Below are 15859 nucleotides of genomic sequence, written 5' to 3'. Positions count from 1 at the left end.
GACCCGCCTCAGTCTGTCGTTGCCAGCGCCGCGACGGGCGCAGGTTTGGGCTTGTGGAACAGCCGCTCAAGCCACAAGTATATGACCGGCGTGGTGAACAGCGTCAGCATCTGGCTGACCAGCAGCCCACCCACCACTGCGATTCCCAGCGGCTGGCGCAGTTCGGCGCCGGTGCCGTAACCGAGCATCAGCGGCAGGGCGCCAAGCAGCGCGGCGAGGGTGGTCATGATGATCGGCCGGAACCGCGTGATACATGCCTCGAAAATCGCATCCTGCGGCGACAAGCCGCGATGACGCTGCGCTTCCAGGGCGAAGTCGATCATCAGGATGCCGTTCTTCTTCACGATACCGATCAGCAGCACCAACCCGATCAACGCCATGATCGAAAAGTCCTGCCCGCAGATCCACAGCATGATCACCGCGCCGAGACCCGCCGCCGGCAAGGTCGAGATGATCGTCAGCGGATGGACGAAGCTCTCGTAGAGCACGCCAAGGATGATGTACACCGCCACCAGTGCCGCGAGAATCAGCCATGGCTGACTTTTCAACGAACTCTGGAACGCCTGGGCCGCACCCTGGAAGTTGCCGCTGATCGCGGTCGGCATGCCGATCTCGGCCTTGGCCTGATTGAGCAGGATGACCGCGTCGCCCAGTGCCACGCCGGGCGCCAGGTTGAACGACAGATTGGCGGCCGGGAACATGCCGTCGTGGGCGATGGACAGCGGGCCGATGGTCGGTGCGTCGAATCGGGCCAGCGCCGACAGCGGCACCATTTCTCCGCTCAGCGGCGAGCGCAGGTAGAAATAGTTGAGGCTTTCGGCCTTGCCGCGCTGTCTGGTGTCCAGTTCCAGGATCACGTTGTACTGGTTGACCTGGGTCTGGAACTCGTTGATCTGCCGCTGGCCGAAGGCGTCGTACAGCGCCTCGTCGACATCACTCGCCGTCAGGCCGAAACGCGCGGCGGCGCTGCGGTCGATGCTGATGTGAGTGATGCTGCCGCCCAGTTGCAGGTCGTTGGAAATGTCACGGAACGCCGGGATGCTACGTAGCTTTTCGGTGAGTTTCTGGGTCCAGGTGGCGAGGGTCGGCCCGTCGTTGCTCTTGAGCACGTACTGATACTGCGCACGGCTTGGGCCGGAGCTGAGGTTGATGTCCTGGCCGGCGCGCAGGTAAAGCACGATGCCGGGGACTTTCATCAGTTGCGGACGAATGCGGTCGATGAACTGGCTGGCCGAAACATCGCGGTCTCCGCGTTTTTTCAGGGCAATCCAGAAGCGTCCGTTGGCGATGGTCTGGTTGCTGCCGGACACGCCGACCGAGTGGGAAAACGCCTGGACTGCCGGGTCGGCGGCGACGATTTCGGCCATCGCCAGGTGTTTTTTCACCATGTCGCTGTAGGAGATATCGGCGGCGGCTTCGGTGGTGCCGAGGACGAAACCGGTGTCCTGCACCGGGAAGAAACCCTTGGGGATAAACACGTAGCCGCCAATCGCCAGCGCCACGGAAATGCCGAACACGCCGATCATCAATTTCTGGTGAGCGAGGGCGCGGCGCAGGCCTTTTTCGTACCAGCCGAGCAGGCGTTCACTGAAGCCCGGTTTGTCATGGGCGTGATGCACCGGTTTGCGCATGAACAGCGCTGCCAGTGTTGGCGCCAACGTCAGCGATACCAACACGGAAATCATGATGGTCGAGGTGGCCGTCAGGGCGAATTCCTTAAACAGGCGCCCGACCACACCGCCCATGAACAGCAGCGGAATGAACGCCGCCACCAGCGAGAAACTGATCGACACCACGGTGAAACCGATCTCGCCGGCGCCCTTGATCGCGGCGTCGCGCATGCTGTCGCCGGCCTCCAGATGGCGGTGAATGTTTTCCACCACCACGATGGCGTCGTCGACTACGAAACCTACCGCCACCACGATGGCCACCAGCGTCAGGTTGTTCAGACTGAAGCCGAGTAAATACATCAGCGCGAAACTGGCGGTCAGCGACACACCGAGCACCGCCGACACAATCATCGTCGCCGACAACTGGCGCAGAAACAGCGCCATCACCGCCACCACCAGCAGGATCGCGATCAGCAGCGTGATTTCCACTTCATGCAGCGAGGCGCGGATGGTCTGGGTGCGATCGATCAGGGTTTTGACCTGCACCGAGGCCGGCAGCATGGCTTCGAGGCCGGGCAGGGCGGCCTGAATCCGGTCCACGGTTTCGACGATGTTGGCGCCGGGCTGGCGCGAGATCACCAGGTTCACGCCCGGTCGATCGCCGGCCCAGGCTTGCACGTAGGCATCTTCCGAACCGTTGACGACTTTCGCGACATCCTTGAGGTGAACCGGGGCGCCGTCCTTGTAGGAAACGATGAGCTGGCTGTATTCCTCGGGGTGGAACAACTGGTCGTTGGTCGACAGCGTGGAAATGCTTGAGTCGCCGTACAACGCACCCTTGGCGAGGTTGAGGCTGGTCTGCTGGATCGCCACACGAATATCGGCGAGGGTCAGGCCGATGGCCGCCAGTTTGTCGGCCGAGGCCTGTACGCGAATTGCCGGACGTTGCTGACCGGTGATGTTGATCTGGCCTACACCGTCGATCTGACTGATCTGACGCGCGAGCAGGGTTTCCACCAGATCGCTGAGTTCAGTGCCGGGCATTTGCGTGGAGCTGACGCTGAGGATCAGCACCGGGCTGTCGGCCGGGTTGACCTTCTTCCAGGTCGGCAGGGTCGGCATGTCTTTCGGCAGTTTGCCGGCGGCGGTGTTGATCGCGGCCTGCACTTCCTGGGCGGCGGTGTCGATGCTCTTGTCGAGGGTGAATTGCAGGGTCAGCAACGTGGAGCCCAGCGCGCTGCTGGAGGTCATCTGGGTCATGCCGGGGATGGCGCTGAATTGCACCTCCAGCGGCGTGGCCACGGAAGAAGCCATGGTGTCCGGGCTGGCGCCGGGTAACTGTGCTGAGACTTGAATCGTCGGAAATTCCGCTTCCGGCAGTGGGGCAATCGGCAGGCGCGGGAAGGCAATCACCCCGACCAGCACCAGCGCGATGGTCAGCAGAATCGTCGCCACCGGGTGATCGATGCACCAGGTCGAAACGCCTTTGTGCTGCTTCATGGCTTGGGCTCCGCTTGCACCACCTGCGGCGGTTCGCTCATGACCTGCACGGTCGAACCGGGCTTGAGCCGCGACTGGCCATCACTGACCAACACGTCGCCGGGTTTCACGCCCTTGATGATGTCCTGACCGCTGCCCTGATAAACCATCTGCACCTGCACCGCTTCAACCTTGTCGCCGTTGACCCGGTACACGAAGTGTTGATCGAGTCCGCGTTGTACGACAGTGGGCGGAACCACCAGCGCATCTTTATCCAGTGCTGTCTGAATCTTTACCGTCACCAGCAGGCCGGGCCAGAGTTTCTGGTTGGGGTTGTCGAACTCGGCCTTGGCGCGGATGGTGCCGGTGTTGGCGTTGATCTGGTTATCGATCAGGGTCAGGTGACCTTCGCCGAGCAGGTTGCCGGTTTCGCCGTCGGTGTCGGCGCCGATGTAGGCCTTGACCTGTGCGCGCTGCGGATCGCTGATCAGACCTTGCAGGGTCGGCAGCATTTGCTGGGGCAGGGAAAACTCGACGGCGATCGGGTCGATCTGGGTCACGGTGAACAGACCCTGGGTGTCGGTCATGCGCAGGAAGTTGCCTTCGTCGACCGTGCGAATCCCGACGCGGCCGGTGACCGGGGAACGAATCTGGGTGTAGGAAAGTTGTACCTGTGCCGCGTCAATCGCGGCCTGATTGCCCTGGGCGGTGGCCTTGAGCTGGTTGACCAGTGCCTGCTGCTGGTCGTAGGTCTGCTTCGATACACCGTCGTCGACGCTGAGCAGTTTGTAGCGCTTGAGGTTGACCAAAGCGACTTGCAGTTGCGCCTGGCTTTCGCCCAGTTGCGCCCGGGCCTGGTCGAGGCTGGCGCGGATCGAGCGGTCGTCGATGGTGGCGAGCAGGTCGCCCTGTTTGACCAACTGGCCCTCTTTGACCAGGAGTTTGGTGAGGATGCCGTCGATCTGTGGGCGCACCACGACGCTGTGCAGCGAGAGAACCGAGCCGATGCCGCTGGTGTAGCGGGGGACGTCTTTTTCGCTGACGGCGACGACTCGCACCGGGATGGCGGTGGGGGTTGCGAGTTTGGCCGGGGCGGGTTTGTATGCGTACCACAGACCGGCGGCTGCGAGGGCGATCAGCAGGGTGGCGAGCAGGGCCTTTTTCTTCTGGATTTGCATGCTTGTGGGGCGCCAGGGGGACGGGGTTTGGGCAGGTTTTGTCTTTATAAACTTGTTTGGGGGTCAGGAGGGTGACGGCTGGCTGACGGCGCTGTCAGTTTCGGCTTTTGACTTGGCGGCCTTTGGGCCGACCAGGCTGTTTTGGGTTTGGGTGAATATCCGTTTCTTTGGGTGTTGCGGCTGGCGGTTCCGCTCTTACAGCGGGTCACTTTGGCAAACGCCCCAAAGTAACCAAAGGTCTTGGCCCCTGCGTTCGGCGCCTCGCTGTGGCTCGGCGTTCCTTCGTTACGGGATTGATCCGGGGGCATCGCCTACGGTTTGCTTCGCTGCACCTCCTCTCGATGCATGCGGCTGCGCCGCACGGTCGCTGCGCTCCCACCCCCGGATAAATCCCTCCACTCAGCCTTCCGATGGGGCCGGCACGTCAAAAGCGGTACTCGAGCTAACGCTCATCGTTTTGAGTGGTGAAGAGCGGAGAGCGGAGAGCGGAGAGCTGAAGACAGAAGCAGAAAACGGACTGCTTTTGTTTTGATCGTTCCCACGCTCCGCGTGGGAATGCCGCCCGGGACGCTCCGCGTTCCATTTTCGGATGTTTGGATATGTGTTGGGTGTACCGTTTGTTGCTGTAGTGCTTTTGGGTAGATCGGGAGGGGTGATCCGTTAGTCGACCTGTCCCAAAAAGGCACTGGTCGTATCCTTTTGGGGGCTCTTTAAACTCCGCTCACGCAGGTATACTGCGCGCTTTCGCGGCTCGTCCACCGGGCCGGACTTTTTGCTTCGCGGAGCTTTCATGACTTCCCCAATCGACAACGCTGTGAGCGATGTCCCGGCAGAGCTGGCCGAGGCCGGTGAATCCAAGCCGACCATTCCTGCGTTCAAGTTTCCGTTCAAGCCAGGTGAGCTGGCGGCTGCCAAAGCGGCGAAGCAGCCGCAGTTCAAGGGCAAGGACGGTGATCGTCATGCCAAGATTCCGGGTGTGGCACCTTCGGGTACTCGCCGTTCGATGGGCAAGCGCTGATTCAATCCCGCCTCGGCCGTTGCTGTGATTTTCGGTCACTGTGATGGCTAATTGCTCAGTTCCTGAGCCAGATCAACGTTTCACCAGTGAGTGCGCTTAGAGTCAGCAGCCCTGCCGACTCTTTCCAATAAAACGAGCGCGCTTTCCATGAAGATCAATCTCCCGGTGACCGGGCGCAATGTCGATGTTGCGCCGGATGCGAACATTCTCTCGACCACCGATCTGACCAGCGCGATCACCTACGCCAACGACGACTTCATCAGGATCAGCGGTTACAGCCGCGACGAGCTGCTGGGTGCGCCGCACAATTTGCTGCGTCATCCGGACATGCCGGCGCAGGCGTTTGCCCATATGTGGCAGACGCTCAAGGGCGGTCGGTCGTGGATGGGGCTGGTGAAGAATCGTTGCAAGAACGGTGATCACTACTGGGTCAGTGCCTATGTCACGCCGGTCACGCAGAACGGTGCGGCGGTGGAGTATCAGTCGGTGCGTACACGGCCGGATGCGCGGCAGATGGCGGCGGCGGAGCGGGCGTATGCGCAGTTGCGCGAGGGGCGTGCGGTGCGTTGGCAGCGACTGCCGGCGCTGAGTTTGCGGGCGAAGATTATGGCGTTGAACAGTTCAGTGCTGGCGGTGGTACTGGGGATTGAAGCCTGGCTGCGGCCGGAGTCCATGGGCATCGAAGCGGCTGCGCTGGTGGTCGGCAGCGGCGCGTGTGCCTTGGGCGTGGGTTGGCTATTGCGGCCACTGGAACGTCTGACCGAGCGGGCGCGAGGGATTGCCGACAACCCGTTGAGTCAGGGTATTTATACCGGGCGGCAGGATCAGTTCGGGCAGATCGAGTTTGCGTTGCAGATGCTTGAGGCGCAGGTCGGTGCGGTGGTGGGGCGGATCGGTGATGCCTCGCAGCGACTGGCCGGGCATGCGGCGCAGCTTGTGGATCATTTGCAAAGCAGTCATACCAGTACGTTGGCGCAGCAGGCGGAAACCGATCAGGTGGCGGCGGCGATTCATCAGATGGCGGCCAGTGTGGCCGAGGTCGCCAGCCATGCGCAGCAGGCGTCGGTGGCGGCGGATATGGCCGGGACGGAAACCCGGGAGGGGCATTTGCTGGTCGGCGAGAGTCGCAGTGCGGTGTTGCGGCTGGCCGAGGAGTTGGGGCGGGCGACCGAGGTGATTCATCAACTCGAAGGCCACAGCAGCGAAATTTCCGGGGTGCTGGAGGTAATTCGCAGCATCGCCGAGCAGACCAACCTGCTGGCGCTCAACGCGGCGATCGAAGCGGCCCGGGCCGGGGATGCCGGACGCGGGTTTGCGGTGGTGGCCGATGAGGTGCGCGGTCTGGCTCAGCGCACTCAACAATCGACCAACGAGATTCAACGGATGATCAGCACCCTGCAAAACGGCGCGCGGGATGCGGTGCTGGTGATGCAGCAGAGCAGCGAACATGTGGATAACAGCGTCGAACAGGCGCAGCGTGCGGCCCGGGCCCTGGACGGGATCAGCGGCCGGGTCGAGCAGATCACCGAGATGAGTCTGCAGATTGCGGCGGCGGTTGAAGAACAGAGCGCGGTGAGTGAGGACATCAACCGCAACATCGTCAGTATTCGCACGGCGTGCGAGCTGACGGTGGATGAGGGGCGCCAGAGCCAGCTCAACTCACAGGATGTGGCGGGGCTGGCGGGGGATTTGCGGTCGCTGGCGCGGGAATTCTGGGGGCGGCGGCAGGGCGCTCAGGCTGCTCGCAACGAGATGAACGCGTAGGTCTGCGGCGGTTCGGACACCACCTGTGCCCCGGCCGCCCGTACTTGCCCGGCGATGTCGTCGCCGGAGACATGGAACAGCCATTCACTGGAACCTTCGCTCAATGGCTGCGCCGTGACCTGATCGATCACCGAGGCAAACGCGCCCATGTCCGGCAGATACGCGGTAAACCCGTCGCCCTTGAGCGCGGTGGTGCGGATGCCGAGCAGGCCGCAGATCGCGTCCTTGGTCTGGATGTCATCCCGATCGGCCTGACGGGAGCGCTGGATCAGCGTCACCAGTTCCTGATCCACCAGCTCACCGCCGACGATCAACTGCGGCCCTTGCTCCCAGGACTCTGGCGGACAGTCCTTGGCGGCGGGGTTCAGCGCAATGTGCGGATTGATTTCGGCGGGATAGATGCGGCACACCAGCGGCCGGCGCTCGTAAATGCGGCACAGCTTGTCTTCGTCAAGATTCCGGCAGGGGCCAACGTTGTAGGCAGCGAAAGTGATCGCCACATGGGCGTCGGACATTCCGCTGCGTACTACCGCCGAACGCCGCTGAGCGTGTTCACGCTGCTGCTCCGGCAGGCCGAGGCCGTTGGCGAGAAACGCCTCCACCAGCACGATCACCTGACCGCCGTCAGCCGCCCACATGCGGGCTTCGGCCAGGGTCAGGGGCACATGGTGATCGGTGCAGCATTTGCCGCAGCCTACGCAGGAAAAGGTCGTATTCATTGAGCGGGCAATCTTCAATCAGGGTGTGAATCGGCGACATAAAGCCGCCGTACAGGCCCGGAGTGAAGCAAGTTGTGCGCCATTCGCTCAGGGTTTGGCGGTCGGGCGGATCGAGTCCCATTCGGTGACGAACGCGGTTTTCGACTTTTTGTTGTACAGGCACAGCTCGGTGCCTTGCTGGCCCTTCATGTGTTTTTGCGGGTACTGGCCTTGCAGCAACAGGGCGGTGTAGCCGACGCGGTCATCGAATTGCGCGGCGTTACCGACCGGTTTGGCGTTTTTCAGGCCGCTGGCCTTGGTGCAACTGGCGAGCACGGTTTTGTCGTAGGCCGCCCAGGCGTCGGGGCTGGAGGCGTGTGCCAGAGGAGCAAGTGCGGTGAGGCAGAGCAGGCTTAAGGTAACGGTTTTCATGGTCGGGCATCCTTGGGGTTAGGCCAGGGTTGGAGTATGCCTGAGGAGGAAAAGTTGTCTTGAGGCCGCCATCGCGGGCAAGCCCGCTCCCACAGGGATTGATGGCGAATACAGATTTTGCAAACACCCGGAAACCTGTGGGAGCTGGCTTGCCAGCGATGGCGGTCTGTCAGTCCGGCACCAGTTCCCGGCGAACCACGTACATTCCAGACCTTTCGTACAAGCGTTGCGCTCGCTGGTTGCTCTCCAGCACCTTCAGGTCGACAAACCCTTCGCGCCGATCCTGAAACGCCTTGAACGCATGAAGCAGCAACGCCCGACCCAATCCACGACCCTGAGCGCGAGGATGCACCACCAGATTCTTGATGTAGGCACTGGTCCAGCATTGCGCCACGCCGATGACGCCTTCGGCATCGCTGGCGATGAAACACAGTGCAGGATCGTATTCCGGGTCGTTTTCAAACTGCTGTTGCCAGACGTCCGGCGCTGGCACCCGACCACCGCCTTCGCGGTAGCCGAACTGCATCAGCTCATGCACGGCGGCTGCACGTTCGGCGCTGTAGGTGGCGATTTCGATGCCGTTCGGCCATTCGATGGCCGGCACGTCCTGGCCCAGGTCGCGCCGCATCAGGAAGCAGAACGTCTCGCTCAAGAGTCAGTGGCCCTGAGCCGCGACGAATTTGGCCGCTTCGATCAGGCAGTGGGTCAGTTCGGGCGAGGAGAACTTGGTCAGCACACCGTTGGCGCCGGCGAGGCGGGCCTTTTCGCTGTTCATCGCGCTGTCGAGTGAGGTGTGCAGCAGCACGTAGAGGTGGGCGAAGTCCGGGGTCTCGCGCAGGGTACGAGTGAAGGCGTAGCCGTCCATCTCGGACATTTCGATGTCGGAGACGATCAGGTTGATCTGCTGCGCCGTGCCTTGCAGGTCCAGCAGGCAGTCGATGGCTTCCTTGGCGCTGCGCGCAGTGTGGCATTGCAGGCCGAGGTTGCGCAGGGTGTGCACCGATTGCTGCAGCGCGACCTGGCTGTCGTCCACCACCAGAATCCGCGCGTTGCCCAGCACTTCGGCGTCTTCCATGCTCAGCTCGGTCGGGGCCATTTCGATCTGCGCCGGGGCGATGCCGTGGATGACTTTTTCGATGTCCAGCACCTGCACCAGCGTGCCGTCCACCGAGGTCACGCCAGTGATGTAGGCGCGCGAACCGCCGGAACCGAACGGCGGCGGTTTGATGTCAGTGGTCAGGCAATGCACGATCTTGCTCACCGCCTGCACATGCAGACCCTGTTTCGAACGGCTGACGTCGGTGACGATCAGGCAGCCGCCGTTCGGATCTTCCAGCGGCCGCTCGCCGATGGCGCGGCTCAGGTCGATCACCGACAGCGAAGCACCGCGCAAAGTGGCGATGCCTTTGACGTGCGGGTGCGACTCCGGCAGCTTGGTCAGCGGCGGACAGGGGATGATTTCACTGACCTTCAGCAGGTTGATCGCCATCAGCTTGCCGCTGCGCAAGGTAAACAGCAGAAGCGAAAGTGAATCTGCGCGGGCTTTGTTGGAAGACATAAAAACCTTCTGTGGAAAAAGGTGAGCGGCGATCGCACGGATCGCCAGCAGGTATCGATGCCGGGTTATCGACTTGTAACCGGCAGGCTTTAGGGATTCCGGCGCCAATCCGACGGCGGGACTTTTATTTCATCCCCAACCGCTTCGCCATCCGCCCCAGATTCGCCCGGTCCAGCCCCAGTTCACGGGCGGCACTGGCCCAGTTGTCCTGATTGCGCTCAAGCGCTGCACTGATCAACTGCCGCTGATACTGCTCGGTGGCGCTGCGCAGGTCGCCGCTGATCAATGGCAGAGCGGCAGTCGCTTCGGACGGCGTCGGCGAGTTATCCACAACCTCGCGCGGCAGATCGAGGTCCATCGCGCTCAAACTGAGAATCTTCGGTCGCACCTTGCAGTTGCCCAGCGCCTTCAGCGCGCTGCGTCCGATCAAGTGCTCCAGTTCCCGCACGTTGCCCGGCCAGGTGTAGGCCAGCAGCGCTTCCTGGGCGTCGCTGCTCAGGCGCAGACTATTGAGGCCCATGCGCGAGCGGTTCTGTTCCAGGAAGTAACCGCTCAGCAACAGCACGTCGCGACCCCGGTCACGCAGCGCCGGCACCCGCAACGGGTAAACGCTGAGGCGATGGTAAAAGTCGGCTCGGTAGCGGCCGCTGCGCACTTCTTCGGCCAGATCACGGTTGGTCGCAGCGATCAGGCGCACGTCGACCTGATGCTCCTTGTCCGAACCCAGGCGCTGCAACTGACCACTCTGCAACACCCGCAACAGCTTGGCCTGGACGGTCAGCGACAACTCACCGACTTCATCCAGAAACAGTGTGCCGCCGTTGGCCAGTTCGAACTTGCCGCGCCGGTCGCTGGTGGCACCGGTGAAGGCGCCGCGCACGTGGCCGAACAGTTCGCTTTCGACAAGCGTATCCGGCAGCGCTGCGCAGTTGAGGCTGATGATCGGTTTGTCGGCACGCTTGGAGGCGGCGTGGATCGCCTGGGCCACCAGTTCCTTGCCGACTCCGGTTTCGCCGGTGATCAGCACGGTCAGATCGCTGCCGCCGACCAGGTTGATCTCTTCCACCAGCCGTTTATGCGCCTTGCTCTGGCCGATCATTTCGCGGTTCTGCTGGCCGCTGGCCTGGCGATAGACCTCGGCGCGCTGGTGTTCGTCCTCGGCGCGGATCGCCAGACGCTCGATGCGTTCGGCGGCGTTGACCGTGGCCGAAGCGAGGCTGGCGAAGGCTTGCAGGGCGTCGAGTTCGATCGGTTCGAAGCGCTCCGGATCGAGGGCGTCGAGGGTGATCAGCCCCCACAGCTTTTCATCGACGAACAACGGACAGCCGAGGCAATCGTGAACTTCAAGATGATCGTCGAGGCCGTCGACCAGTCCGTCGTACGGATCGGGCAGATCGCTGTCGGCAGCGAAACGGGTCGGCCCTTCGCCGGCCAGCAGCACTTCAAAGCGCGGGTGTTCGCTGACCTTGAACCGGCGGCCGAGGGTGTCGGTACTCAATCCGTCCACCGCCAGCGGCACCAGCCACTCGCCGTCGAGGCGCAACAATGCGGCGGCATCGCAGGGCAACAGGGCACGCATGGCTTCGAGCAGGCGTCGGTAGCGCTCGCCTTCGGGCAGTTCGCGGGACAGGTCGGAGACCAGTGGGAGCAGGGCGGTGAGCAATGATTTGGCGGACATAGGCCTGTAGTCAAAGAGACACGTTGTAGTCCAAGCGACTATAGAGGTGCTTGTGTCGATCTGACTACATTATTTTCAAGCTATTGATTTATATGAACAAAATAGTTGGCACGAATACTGGAATAGCTAAGGCACTTTTAGAGAAAGCTCAGGAGTCACCCTTATGCTTAGCGTTCAGGATCGTGCCATCATCAAATCCACCGTGCCTCTGCTGGAAAGCGGCGGCGAAGCGCTGATCACCCATTTCTACCGCATGATGCTCTCCGAGTACCCGGAAGTCCGCCCGCTGTTCAACCAGGCCCACCAGGCCAGCGGTGACCAGCCTCGCGCCCTGGCCAACGGCGTGTTGATGTATGCGCGACACATCGATCAACTCGACCAGTTGGGCGATCTGGTGGCGAAAATCATCAACAAGCACGTGGCGTTGCAGATCCTGCCGGAGCACTACCCGATCGTCGGAACCTGCCTGCTGCGCGCCATCTCCGAAGTGCTCGGCGAAGAAATCGCCACCCCGGAGGTGATGAGCGCCTGGGGCGCAGCCTACGGTCAGCTGGCCGAGATTCTCATCGGTGCCGAAACCGCCATCTATGACCAGAAAGAACAGGCCGTCGGCGGCTGGCGCGGGGCGCGGGAGTTCATCGTCGCGGCCAGGGTCGAGGAGAGCGCGGAAATCACTTCGTTCTACTTCGAGCCGGCGGACAAGGGCCCGATCTTGGCGGCCGAACCAGGCCAGTACATCGGCATGAAGCTGATCCTCGACGGCGAAGAGATCCGTCGCAACTATTCGCTGTCGGCCCTGGCCAATAAAGGCCAGTACCGCATCAGCGTCAAACGCGAACCGGGCGGCCGTGCCTCCAATTACCTGCACGATCAGCTTCATGTCGGTGCCAGCATCCAGCTGTTCCCGCCATCGGGCGAGTTCACCCTGACCGCCAGCGACAAACCTCTGGTACTGATCAGCGGCGGCGTCGGCATCACTCCGACGCTGGCGATGCTGGAAGCGGCGCTGGAAACCGAGCGTCCGGTGCATTTCATTCACTGCGCGCGCAATGGCAGCGTGCATGCGTTCCGTGACTGGATCGATGGTCTGGCCGCGCGTCATCCGCAGCTCAAGCGCTTCTATTGCTACGCCGAAGATGACGGCGTGAGCCCGGCGGCGGACAAGGTCGGGTTGTTGAGCGAGGAGCAACTGGGCGAGTGGCTGCCGGCGGAGCGTGATGTGGACGCTTACTTCCTCGGGCCGAAAGGTTTCATGGGGGCGATCAAGCGTCACCTGAAGGCGCTGGGCGTGCCTGAGAAGCAGAGCCGGTATGAGTTCTTCGGGCCGGCTGCTGCTCTGGAGTAATCCAGGACCGAGTCGCCTCTATCGCGGGCAAGCCCGCTCCCACAGGTTCGGCGTCGTTCACAGAATGTGTATACGACACCGAACCTGTGGCAGCGGGCTTGCCCGCGATTGGCCGTTACGCGGACTTGATTCTTAAATTCTGTTTAAAGGTTAATCGTTTCTTAACCGGTTTATCGTTTATTCCCCGATGCTGATGATAGGCGCTCGTTCGTTTACATGATCAGGATCGCCCCCATGTCGCACTTCGCCTCCTCTCGTCGTTTCAGCCTGGCCACGTTGGGCCTGTCGGTTGCCTTGCTGTCCAGTCCGTTCGCGTTCGCCGAATCCGCCTTGATCGAACCCCAGACCCTGATCGTCGATCAGAGCCTGCCCAAGGCCCAGCGTGATGCGATGGAGCTGGCGGCGCGGCGTTACGGCAGTTTCTGGAACACGGGCGAAGAGGCGCTGGCCACCGCCGCCCTGTCGCCGCAGTTCGTCGACAAGACCCCGCCGGAAGGCCGGGTGCAGGGGCCGACCGGGCCGCTGCTGGCGTCGAAGTTCTTTCGCACGGCGGTGCCGGACTTGAGTTGCGAGATCGAGCAAATGGTCGTCGCCGGGGATCGCGTGGTGGTGCATCTGCACTTTCGCGGGCATTTCACCGGCACGTTCAAGGCTCTCAAAGGGCAGGGCCAGCGTGTAGACTTCCGGGCAACCGATATCTATCAGATCGACAACGGTCGCATCGCGGCCAATTGGCATATCGAAGACAACATCAGCCTGATGGCGCAACTGCAAGCGCAGCCGCCGGCCAGCTGAACCATGGACATGAAAGGGAAACGCGATGAGCGAGGAAACGATTCGATTGGGACGTGAGCGGCGCTATCTGGTGTTGCTGGGCATCATCTGCCTGGCGCTGATCGGCGGTGCGCTGTACATGCAGATCGTGCTGGGCGAGGCGCCGTGCCCGCTGTGCATCCTGCAGCGTTATGCGTTGCTGCTGATCGCGTTGTTCGCGTTCATCGGCGCGGCCATGCGCACCCGACGCAGCATCACCGTGTTCGAGGTGCTGGTGGTGATTTGTGCCATCGCCGGGGCCGGTGTCGCCGGGCATCACGTGTACACCCAGTTCTATCCGGCGGTGAGCTGCGGCATCGATGTGTTGCAGCCGATCGTCGATGACCTGCCGCTGGCGAAGATCTTCCCGCTGGGCTTCCAGGTCGACGGTTTCTGCTCGACGCCGTACCCGCCGATTCTCGGCCTGTCGCTCGCTCAATGGGCGCTGTTGGCCTTCGTGCTGGTGGTGATCCTGGTGCCGCTGCTGACCTCGCGTAACCGAAAAGCATTGCGCTGAATCAACTTTTCGGCGCCTGCGCCGATAATACAAACGCCTCGATTTGCGGTGACGCAAATCGGGGCGTTTGGCATTTCAGGGTCTGTGTGAAAACACCGTGACGAACGGCAAGGAAGGGTGCGACAGGTGTGCGACATGTTGTCACACGCGCCGTGTCGCAGCGCGTTTCACCGGCTCGGATTGGAGTGCTGTTACAAAAAAGGATTGGTCTGTTCCGGCGTTTTTCGTTCTTTGCACGGGGGTGCCGGATCAGGCAGTTTTAACAGACTCTGACAGATGGCCAAAAGCCTTGGGATATCGGGCTTTGCGCGAATCGCGCGGTGGGAAAAAGCCCACGGAGCTGTCTGAACTGATGCGGATAGACGTACACTTTTTGGTGTTTTTGTTGAGAATCGATTTCGATAACATGGGTCACTTTTGCAAAAACGGTGATGGATTGTTGCTCTGAGCGATAAAAATTATTTCGGGATAAGACATGGTGTATAGGGCGCTACCTATCTACAATCGCCCGCACTGAATTCCCGGCACTGTTCAGCCTTTATTAAGGAGGCGAGCAGGAAGTCGGGTGTCGGGCAGCCGAGAGGCTTGCGAGACACCCAGGTGTCGGTGCCTTCCAACTTTCCGCACCAAATGGAATTGGTCTGTAACAAGGCCTTTGACCACGAATTCGAATAAGAACTGACCGCTGTCCCAGGTTTTGTCGAGCGTCTGACGCGCGACGGGCAGCCCTTATTCAATCCAAAGAAAATGCCAACCCTTGGCAGGGTGAAGTGTTGGCGATCAAAACCCAACTGCATTGCGCAAGCTGCTTTAGAGGTCGTGAGATGAGTAAAAACAGGTACCCCAGATTACTAGGCCTAGTGCCGCTGCTCGGCACGTTGTTGCTGGGAGGCTGCAACATGACCTTGCTCAATCCAACGGGCCAGGTCGGCCTGGAACAGCGCAACCTGATCATCACCGCCACGCTGCTGATGCTGTTGGTCGTTGTGCCGGTCATCGTCATGACCTTCCTGTTCGCCTGGAAGTACCGCGCCTCGAACAAGAACGCCGTCTACACCCCGAAATGGTCGCACTCGACCAAGATCGAAGTGGCAGTCTGGACCATCCCGGTCCTGATCATCATTGCCCTGGGTTACATCACCTACAAGTCGACCCACTCGCTGGATCCGTATCGTCCGATCGAATCCGACGTCAAGCCAGTGACCATCGAAGTGGTCGCGCTGGACTGGAAGTGGCTGTTCATCTACCCGGAACAAGGCATTGCCACGGTCAACAAGATCGTGTTCCCGGCGCATACCCCGGTTAACTTCCGGATCACTTCGGACGCGGTGATGAACTCGTTCTTCATCCCGGGCCTGGGCGGCCAGATCTATGCGATGGCGGGCATGACCACCAAGCTGCACCTGATCGCTGACCGCAACGCTGAAATGGACGGTATCTCCGCCAACTACAGCGGCGCTGGTTTCACCGGTATGAAATTCAAAGCGATCGCAACTTCTCAGGAAGATTTCGACGCCTGGGTAAGTGAAGTCAAAAAGGCACCTAAACAGCTTGAAGCCGCTGAATACGCAGCCCTTGCCAAGCCAAGCCAGAACAATCCAGTCGAGCTCTACTCCTCGGTCACGCCGAACCTGTTCCAGACCATCGTCGACAAGTACGAAGGCATGAAACCGGGCAAGCCGCTGAAGCACGAGAAGAAAGAGAAAGAAGTGGCGGCAACGGATATGGACTCGAATTCGCATTCAGCTGCCGGGGCAGAGGAGTAAACG

At 61.4% G+C, this 15859-nt stretch carries 13 protein-coding genes and 1 pseudogene; 7 read left to right on the top strand and 7 right to left on the bottom strand.

Features of this window, described 5'->3' with window-relative positions; genetic code table 11:
* Nucleotides 1–8: 8 nt before the first annotated feature.
* Together AWU82_RS03885 and AWU82_RS03880 are read right to left on the bottom strand one after the other, a co-directional pair.
* Nucleotides 9–3110 carry a multidrug efflux RND transporter permease subunit gene (locus AWU82_RS03885; RefSeq protein ID WP_064383951.1) on the bottom strand — a complete coding sequence of 1034 codons (3102 nt, stop codon included), beginning with the start codon at nt 3108–3110 and terminating at the stop codon, nt 9–11.
* Nucleotides 3107–4267 (bottom strand): efflux RND transporter periplasmic adaptor subunit, encoded by a 1161-nt coding sequence (locus AWU82_RS03880; RefSeq protein WP_064383950.1) that lies wholly within the window; start codon nt 4265–4267, stop codon nt 3107–3109. The genes AWU82_RS03885 and AWU82_RS03880 overlap by 4 nt, the downstream gene beginning before the upstream one ends.
* Before the next feature lie 790 nt (nt 4268–5057).
* Between AWU82_RS03880 and AWU82_RS03875 the strand changes: the two genes are divergently transcribed.
* From AWU82_RS03875 to AWU82_RS03870, 3 genes and pseudogenes are all read left to right on the top strand, one after another.
* Nucleotides 5058–5285, top strand: coding sequence for a hypothetical protein (locus tag AWU82_RS03875; RefSeq protein ID WP_039765632.1), 228 nt, complete (start codon nt 5058–5060; stop codon nt 5283–5285).
* A 147-nt stretch (nt 5286–5432) separates the two neighbouring features.
* Nucleotides 5433–5714: pseudogene (locus AWU82_RS29485) on the top strand (PAS domain-containing protein); the annotation flags it as partial.
* 243 nt (nt 5715–5957) lie between these two features.
* Nucleotides 5958–7049, top strand: coding sequence for a methyl-accepting chemotaxis protein (locus AWU82_RS03870; RefSeq protein WP_418333519.1), 1092 nt, complete (start codon nt 5958–5960; stop codon nt 7047–7049).
* Here the strand turns inward: AWU82_RS03870 and AWU82_RS03865 are convergent.
* The 5 genes from AWU82_RS03865 to norR all read right to left on the bottom strand — a co-directional run bounded on the left by AWU82_RS03865 (nt 7019) and on the right by norR (nt 11415).
* On the bottom strand, nt 7019–7768 hold the full coding sequence (locus AWU82_RS03865) for a YkgJ family cysteine cluster protein (RefSeq protein WP_064383948.1): 750 nt from the start codon (nt 7766–7768) through the stop codon (nt 7019–7021). The two genes, AWU82_RS03870 and AWU82_RS03865, sit on opposite strands and share 31 nt — an antisense overlap.
* Nucleotides 7769–7855: 87 nt before the next feature.
* Nucleotides 7856–8179: a hypothetical protein gene (locus tag AWU82_RS03860; protein WP_064383947.1), complete on the bottom strand. Its 324-nt coding sequence runs from the start codon at nt 8177–8179 to the stop codon at nt 7856–7858.
* Between the two features lie 169 nt (nt 8180–8348).
* Nucleotides 8349–8807, bottom strand: a complete 459-nt coding sequence (locus tag AWU82_RS03855; RefSeq protein WP_064383946.1) for a GNAT family N-acetyltransferase — start codon at nt 8805–8807, stop codon at nt 8349–8351.
* Nucleotides 8808–8834: 27 nt separating this feature from the next.
* Complete coding sequence (locus tag AWU82_RS03850) at nt 8835–9737, bottom strand: chemotaxis protein CheV (protein ID WP_007956731.1); 903 nt, start codon at nt 9735–9737, stop codon at nt 8835–8837.
* Nucleotides 9738–9861: 124 nt separating this feature from the next.
* Complete coding sequence (gene norR / locus AWU82_RS03845) at nt 9862–11415, bottom strand: nitric oxide reductase transcriptional regulator NorR (RefSeq protein ID WP_064383945.1); 1554 nt, start codon at nt 11413–11415, stop codon at nt 9862–9864.
* A gap of 163 nt (nt 11416–11578) precedes the next feature.
* On the opposite strand from norR, the gene hmpA reads away from it, so the two are divergent.
* From hmpA to cyoA, 4 genes are all read left to right on the top strand, one after another.
* Nucleotides 11579–12760, top strand: coding sequence for an NO-inducible flavohemoprotein (gene hmpA, locus AWU82_RS03840; protein ID WP_064383944.1), 1182 nt, complete (start codon nt 11579–11581; stop codon nt 12758–12760).
* Between the two features lie 234 nt (nt 12761–12994).
* A complete protein-coding gene (locus AWU82_RS03835; protein WP_064383943.1) occupies nt 12995–13555 on the top strand; it encodes an ester cyclase in 561 nt (186 codons plus the stop codon).
* 25 nt (nt 13556–13580) lie between these two features.
* A complete protein-coding gene (locus tag AWU82_RS03830; protein WP_064383942.1) occupies nt 13581–14090 on the top strand; it encodes a disulfide bond formation protein B in 510 nt (169 codons plus the stop codon).
* A gap of 824 nt (nt 14091–14914) precedes the next feature.
* The gene (gene cyoA / locus AWU82_RS03825; RefSeq protein ID WP_011335843.1) at nt 14915–15856 is read left to right on the top strand and encodes a ubiquinol oxidase subunit II; all 942 of its coding nucleotides are present in this window, start codon (nt 14915–14917) and stop codon (nt 15854–15856) included.
* Nucleotides 15857–15859 lie beyond the last annotated feature (3 nt).

Source organism: Pseudomonas glycinae, from assembly GCF_001594225.2.
In the GTDB taxonomy this organism is placed as follows: domain Bacteria; phylum Pseudomonadota; class Gammaproteobacteria; order Pseudomonadales; family Pseudomonadaceae; genus Aquipseudomonas; species Aquipseudomonas glycinae.
Note: the sequence above shows the minus strand (reverse complement) of the source record. Positions and strands in the feature narration are given on the sequence as shown.

What these genes read in the sequence shown, in the direction of transcription:
- cyoA (WP_011335843.1), top strand. Translation starts at nt 14,915, where the DNA reads ATGAGTAAAAACAGGTACCCCAGATTACTAGGCCTAGTGCCGCTGCTC.
- AWU82_RS03860 (WP_064383947.1), bottom strand. Translation starts at nt 8,179, where the DNA reads ATGAAAACCGTTACCTTAAGCCTGCTCTGCCTCACCGCACTTGCTCCT.
- norR (WP_064383945.1), bottom strand. Translation starts at nt 11,415, where the DNA reads ATGTCCGCCAAATCATTGCTCACCGCCCTGCTCCCACTGGTCTCCGAC.
- AWU82_RS03870 (WP_418333519.1), top strand. Translation starts at nt 5,958, where the DNA reads ATGGGCATCGAAGCGGCTGCGCTGGTGGTCGGCAGCGGCGCGTGTGCC.
- AWU82_RS03875 (WP_039765632.1), top strand. Translation starts at nt 5,058, where the DNA reads ATGACTTCCCCAATCGACAACGCTGTGAGCGATGTCCCGGCAGAGCTG.
- AWU82_RS03835 (WP_064383943.1), top strand. Translation starts at nt 12,995, where the DNA reads ATGTCGCACTTCGCCTCCTCTCGTCGTTTCAGCCTGGCCACGTTGGGC.
- AWU82_RS03855 (WP_064383946.1), bottom strand. Translation starts at nt 8,807, where the DNA reads ATGCGGCGCGACCTGGGCCAGGACGTGCCGGCCATCGAATGGCCGAAC.
- AWU82_RS03830 (WP_064383942.1), top strand. Translation starts at nt 13,581, where the DNA reads ATGAGCGAGGAAACGATTCGATTGGGACGTGAGCGGCGCTATCTGGTG.
- AWU82_RS03880 (WP_064383950.1), bottom strand. Translation starts at nt 4,267, where the DNA reads ATGCAAATCCAGAAGAAAAAGGCCCTGCTCGCCACCCTGCTGATCGCC.
- AWU82_RS03885 (WP_064383951.1), bottom strand. Translation starts at nt 3,110, where the DNA reads ATGAAGCAGCACAAAGGCGTTTCGACCTGGTGCATCGATCACCCGGTG.
- AWU82_RS03850 (WP_007956731.1), bottom strand. Translation starts at nt 9,737, where the DNA reads ATGTCTTCCAACAAAGCCCGCGCAGATTCACTTTCGCTTCTGCTGTTT.
- hmpA (WP_064383944.1), top strand. Translation starts at nt 11,579, where the DNA reads ATGCTTAGCGTTCAGGATCGTGCCATCATCAAATCCACCGTGCCTCTG.
- AWU82_RS03865 (WP_064383948.1), bottom strand. Translation starts at nt 7,768, where the DNA reads ATGAATACGACCTTTTCCTGCGTAGGCTGCGGCAAATGCTGCACCGAT.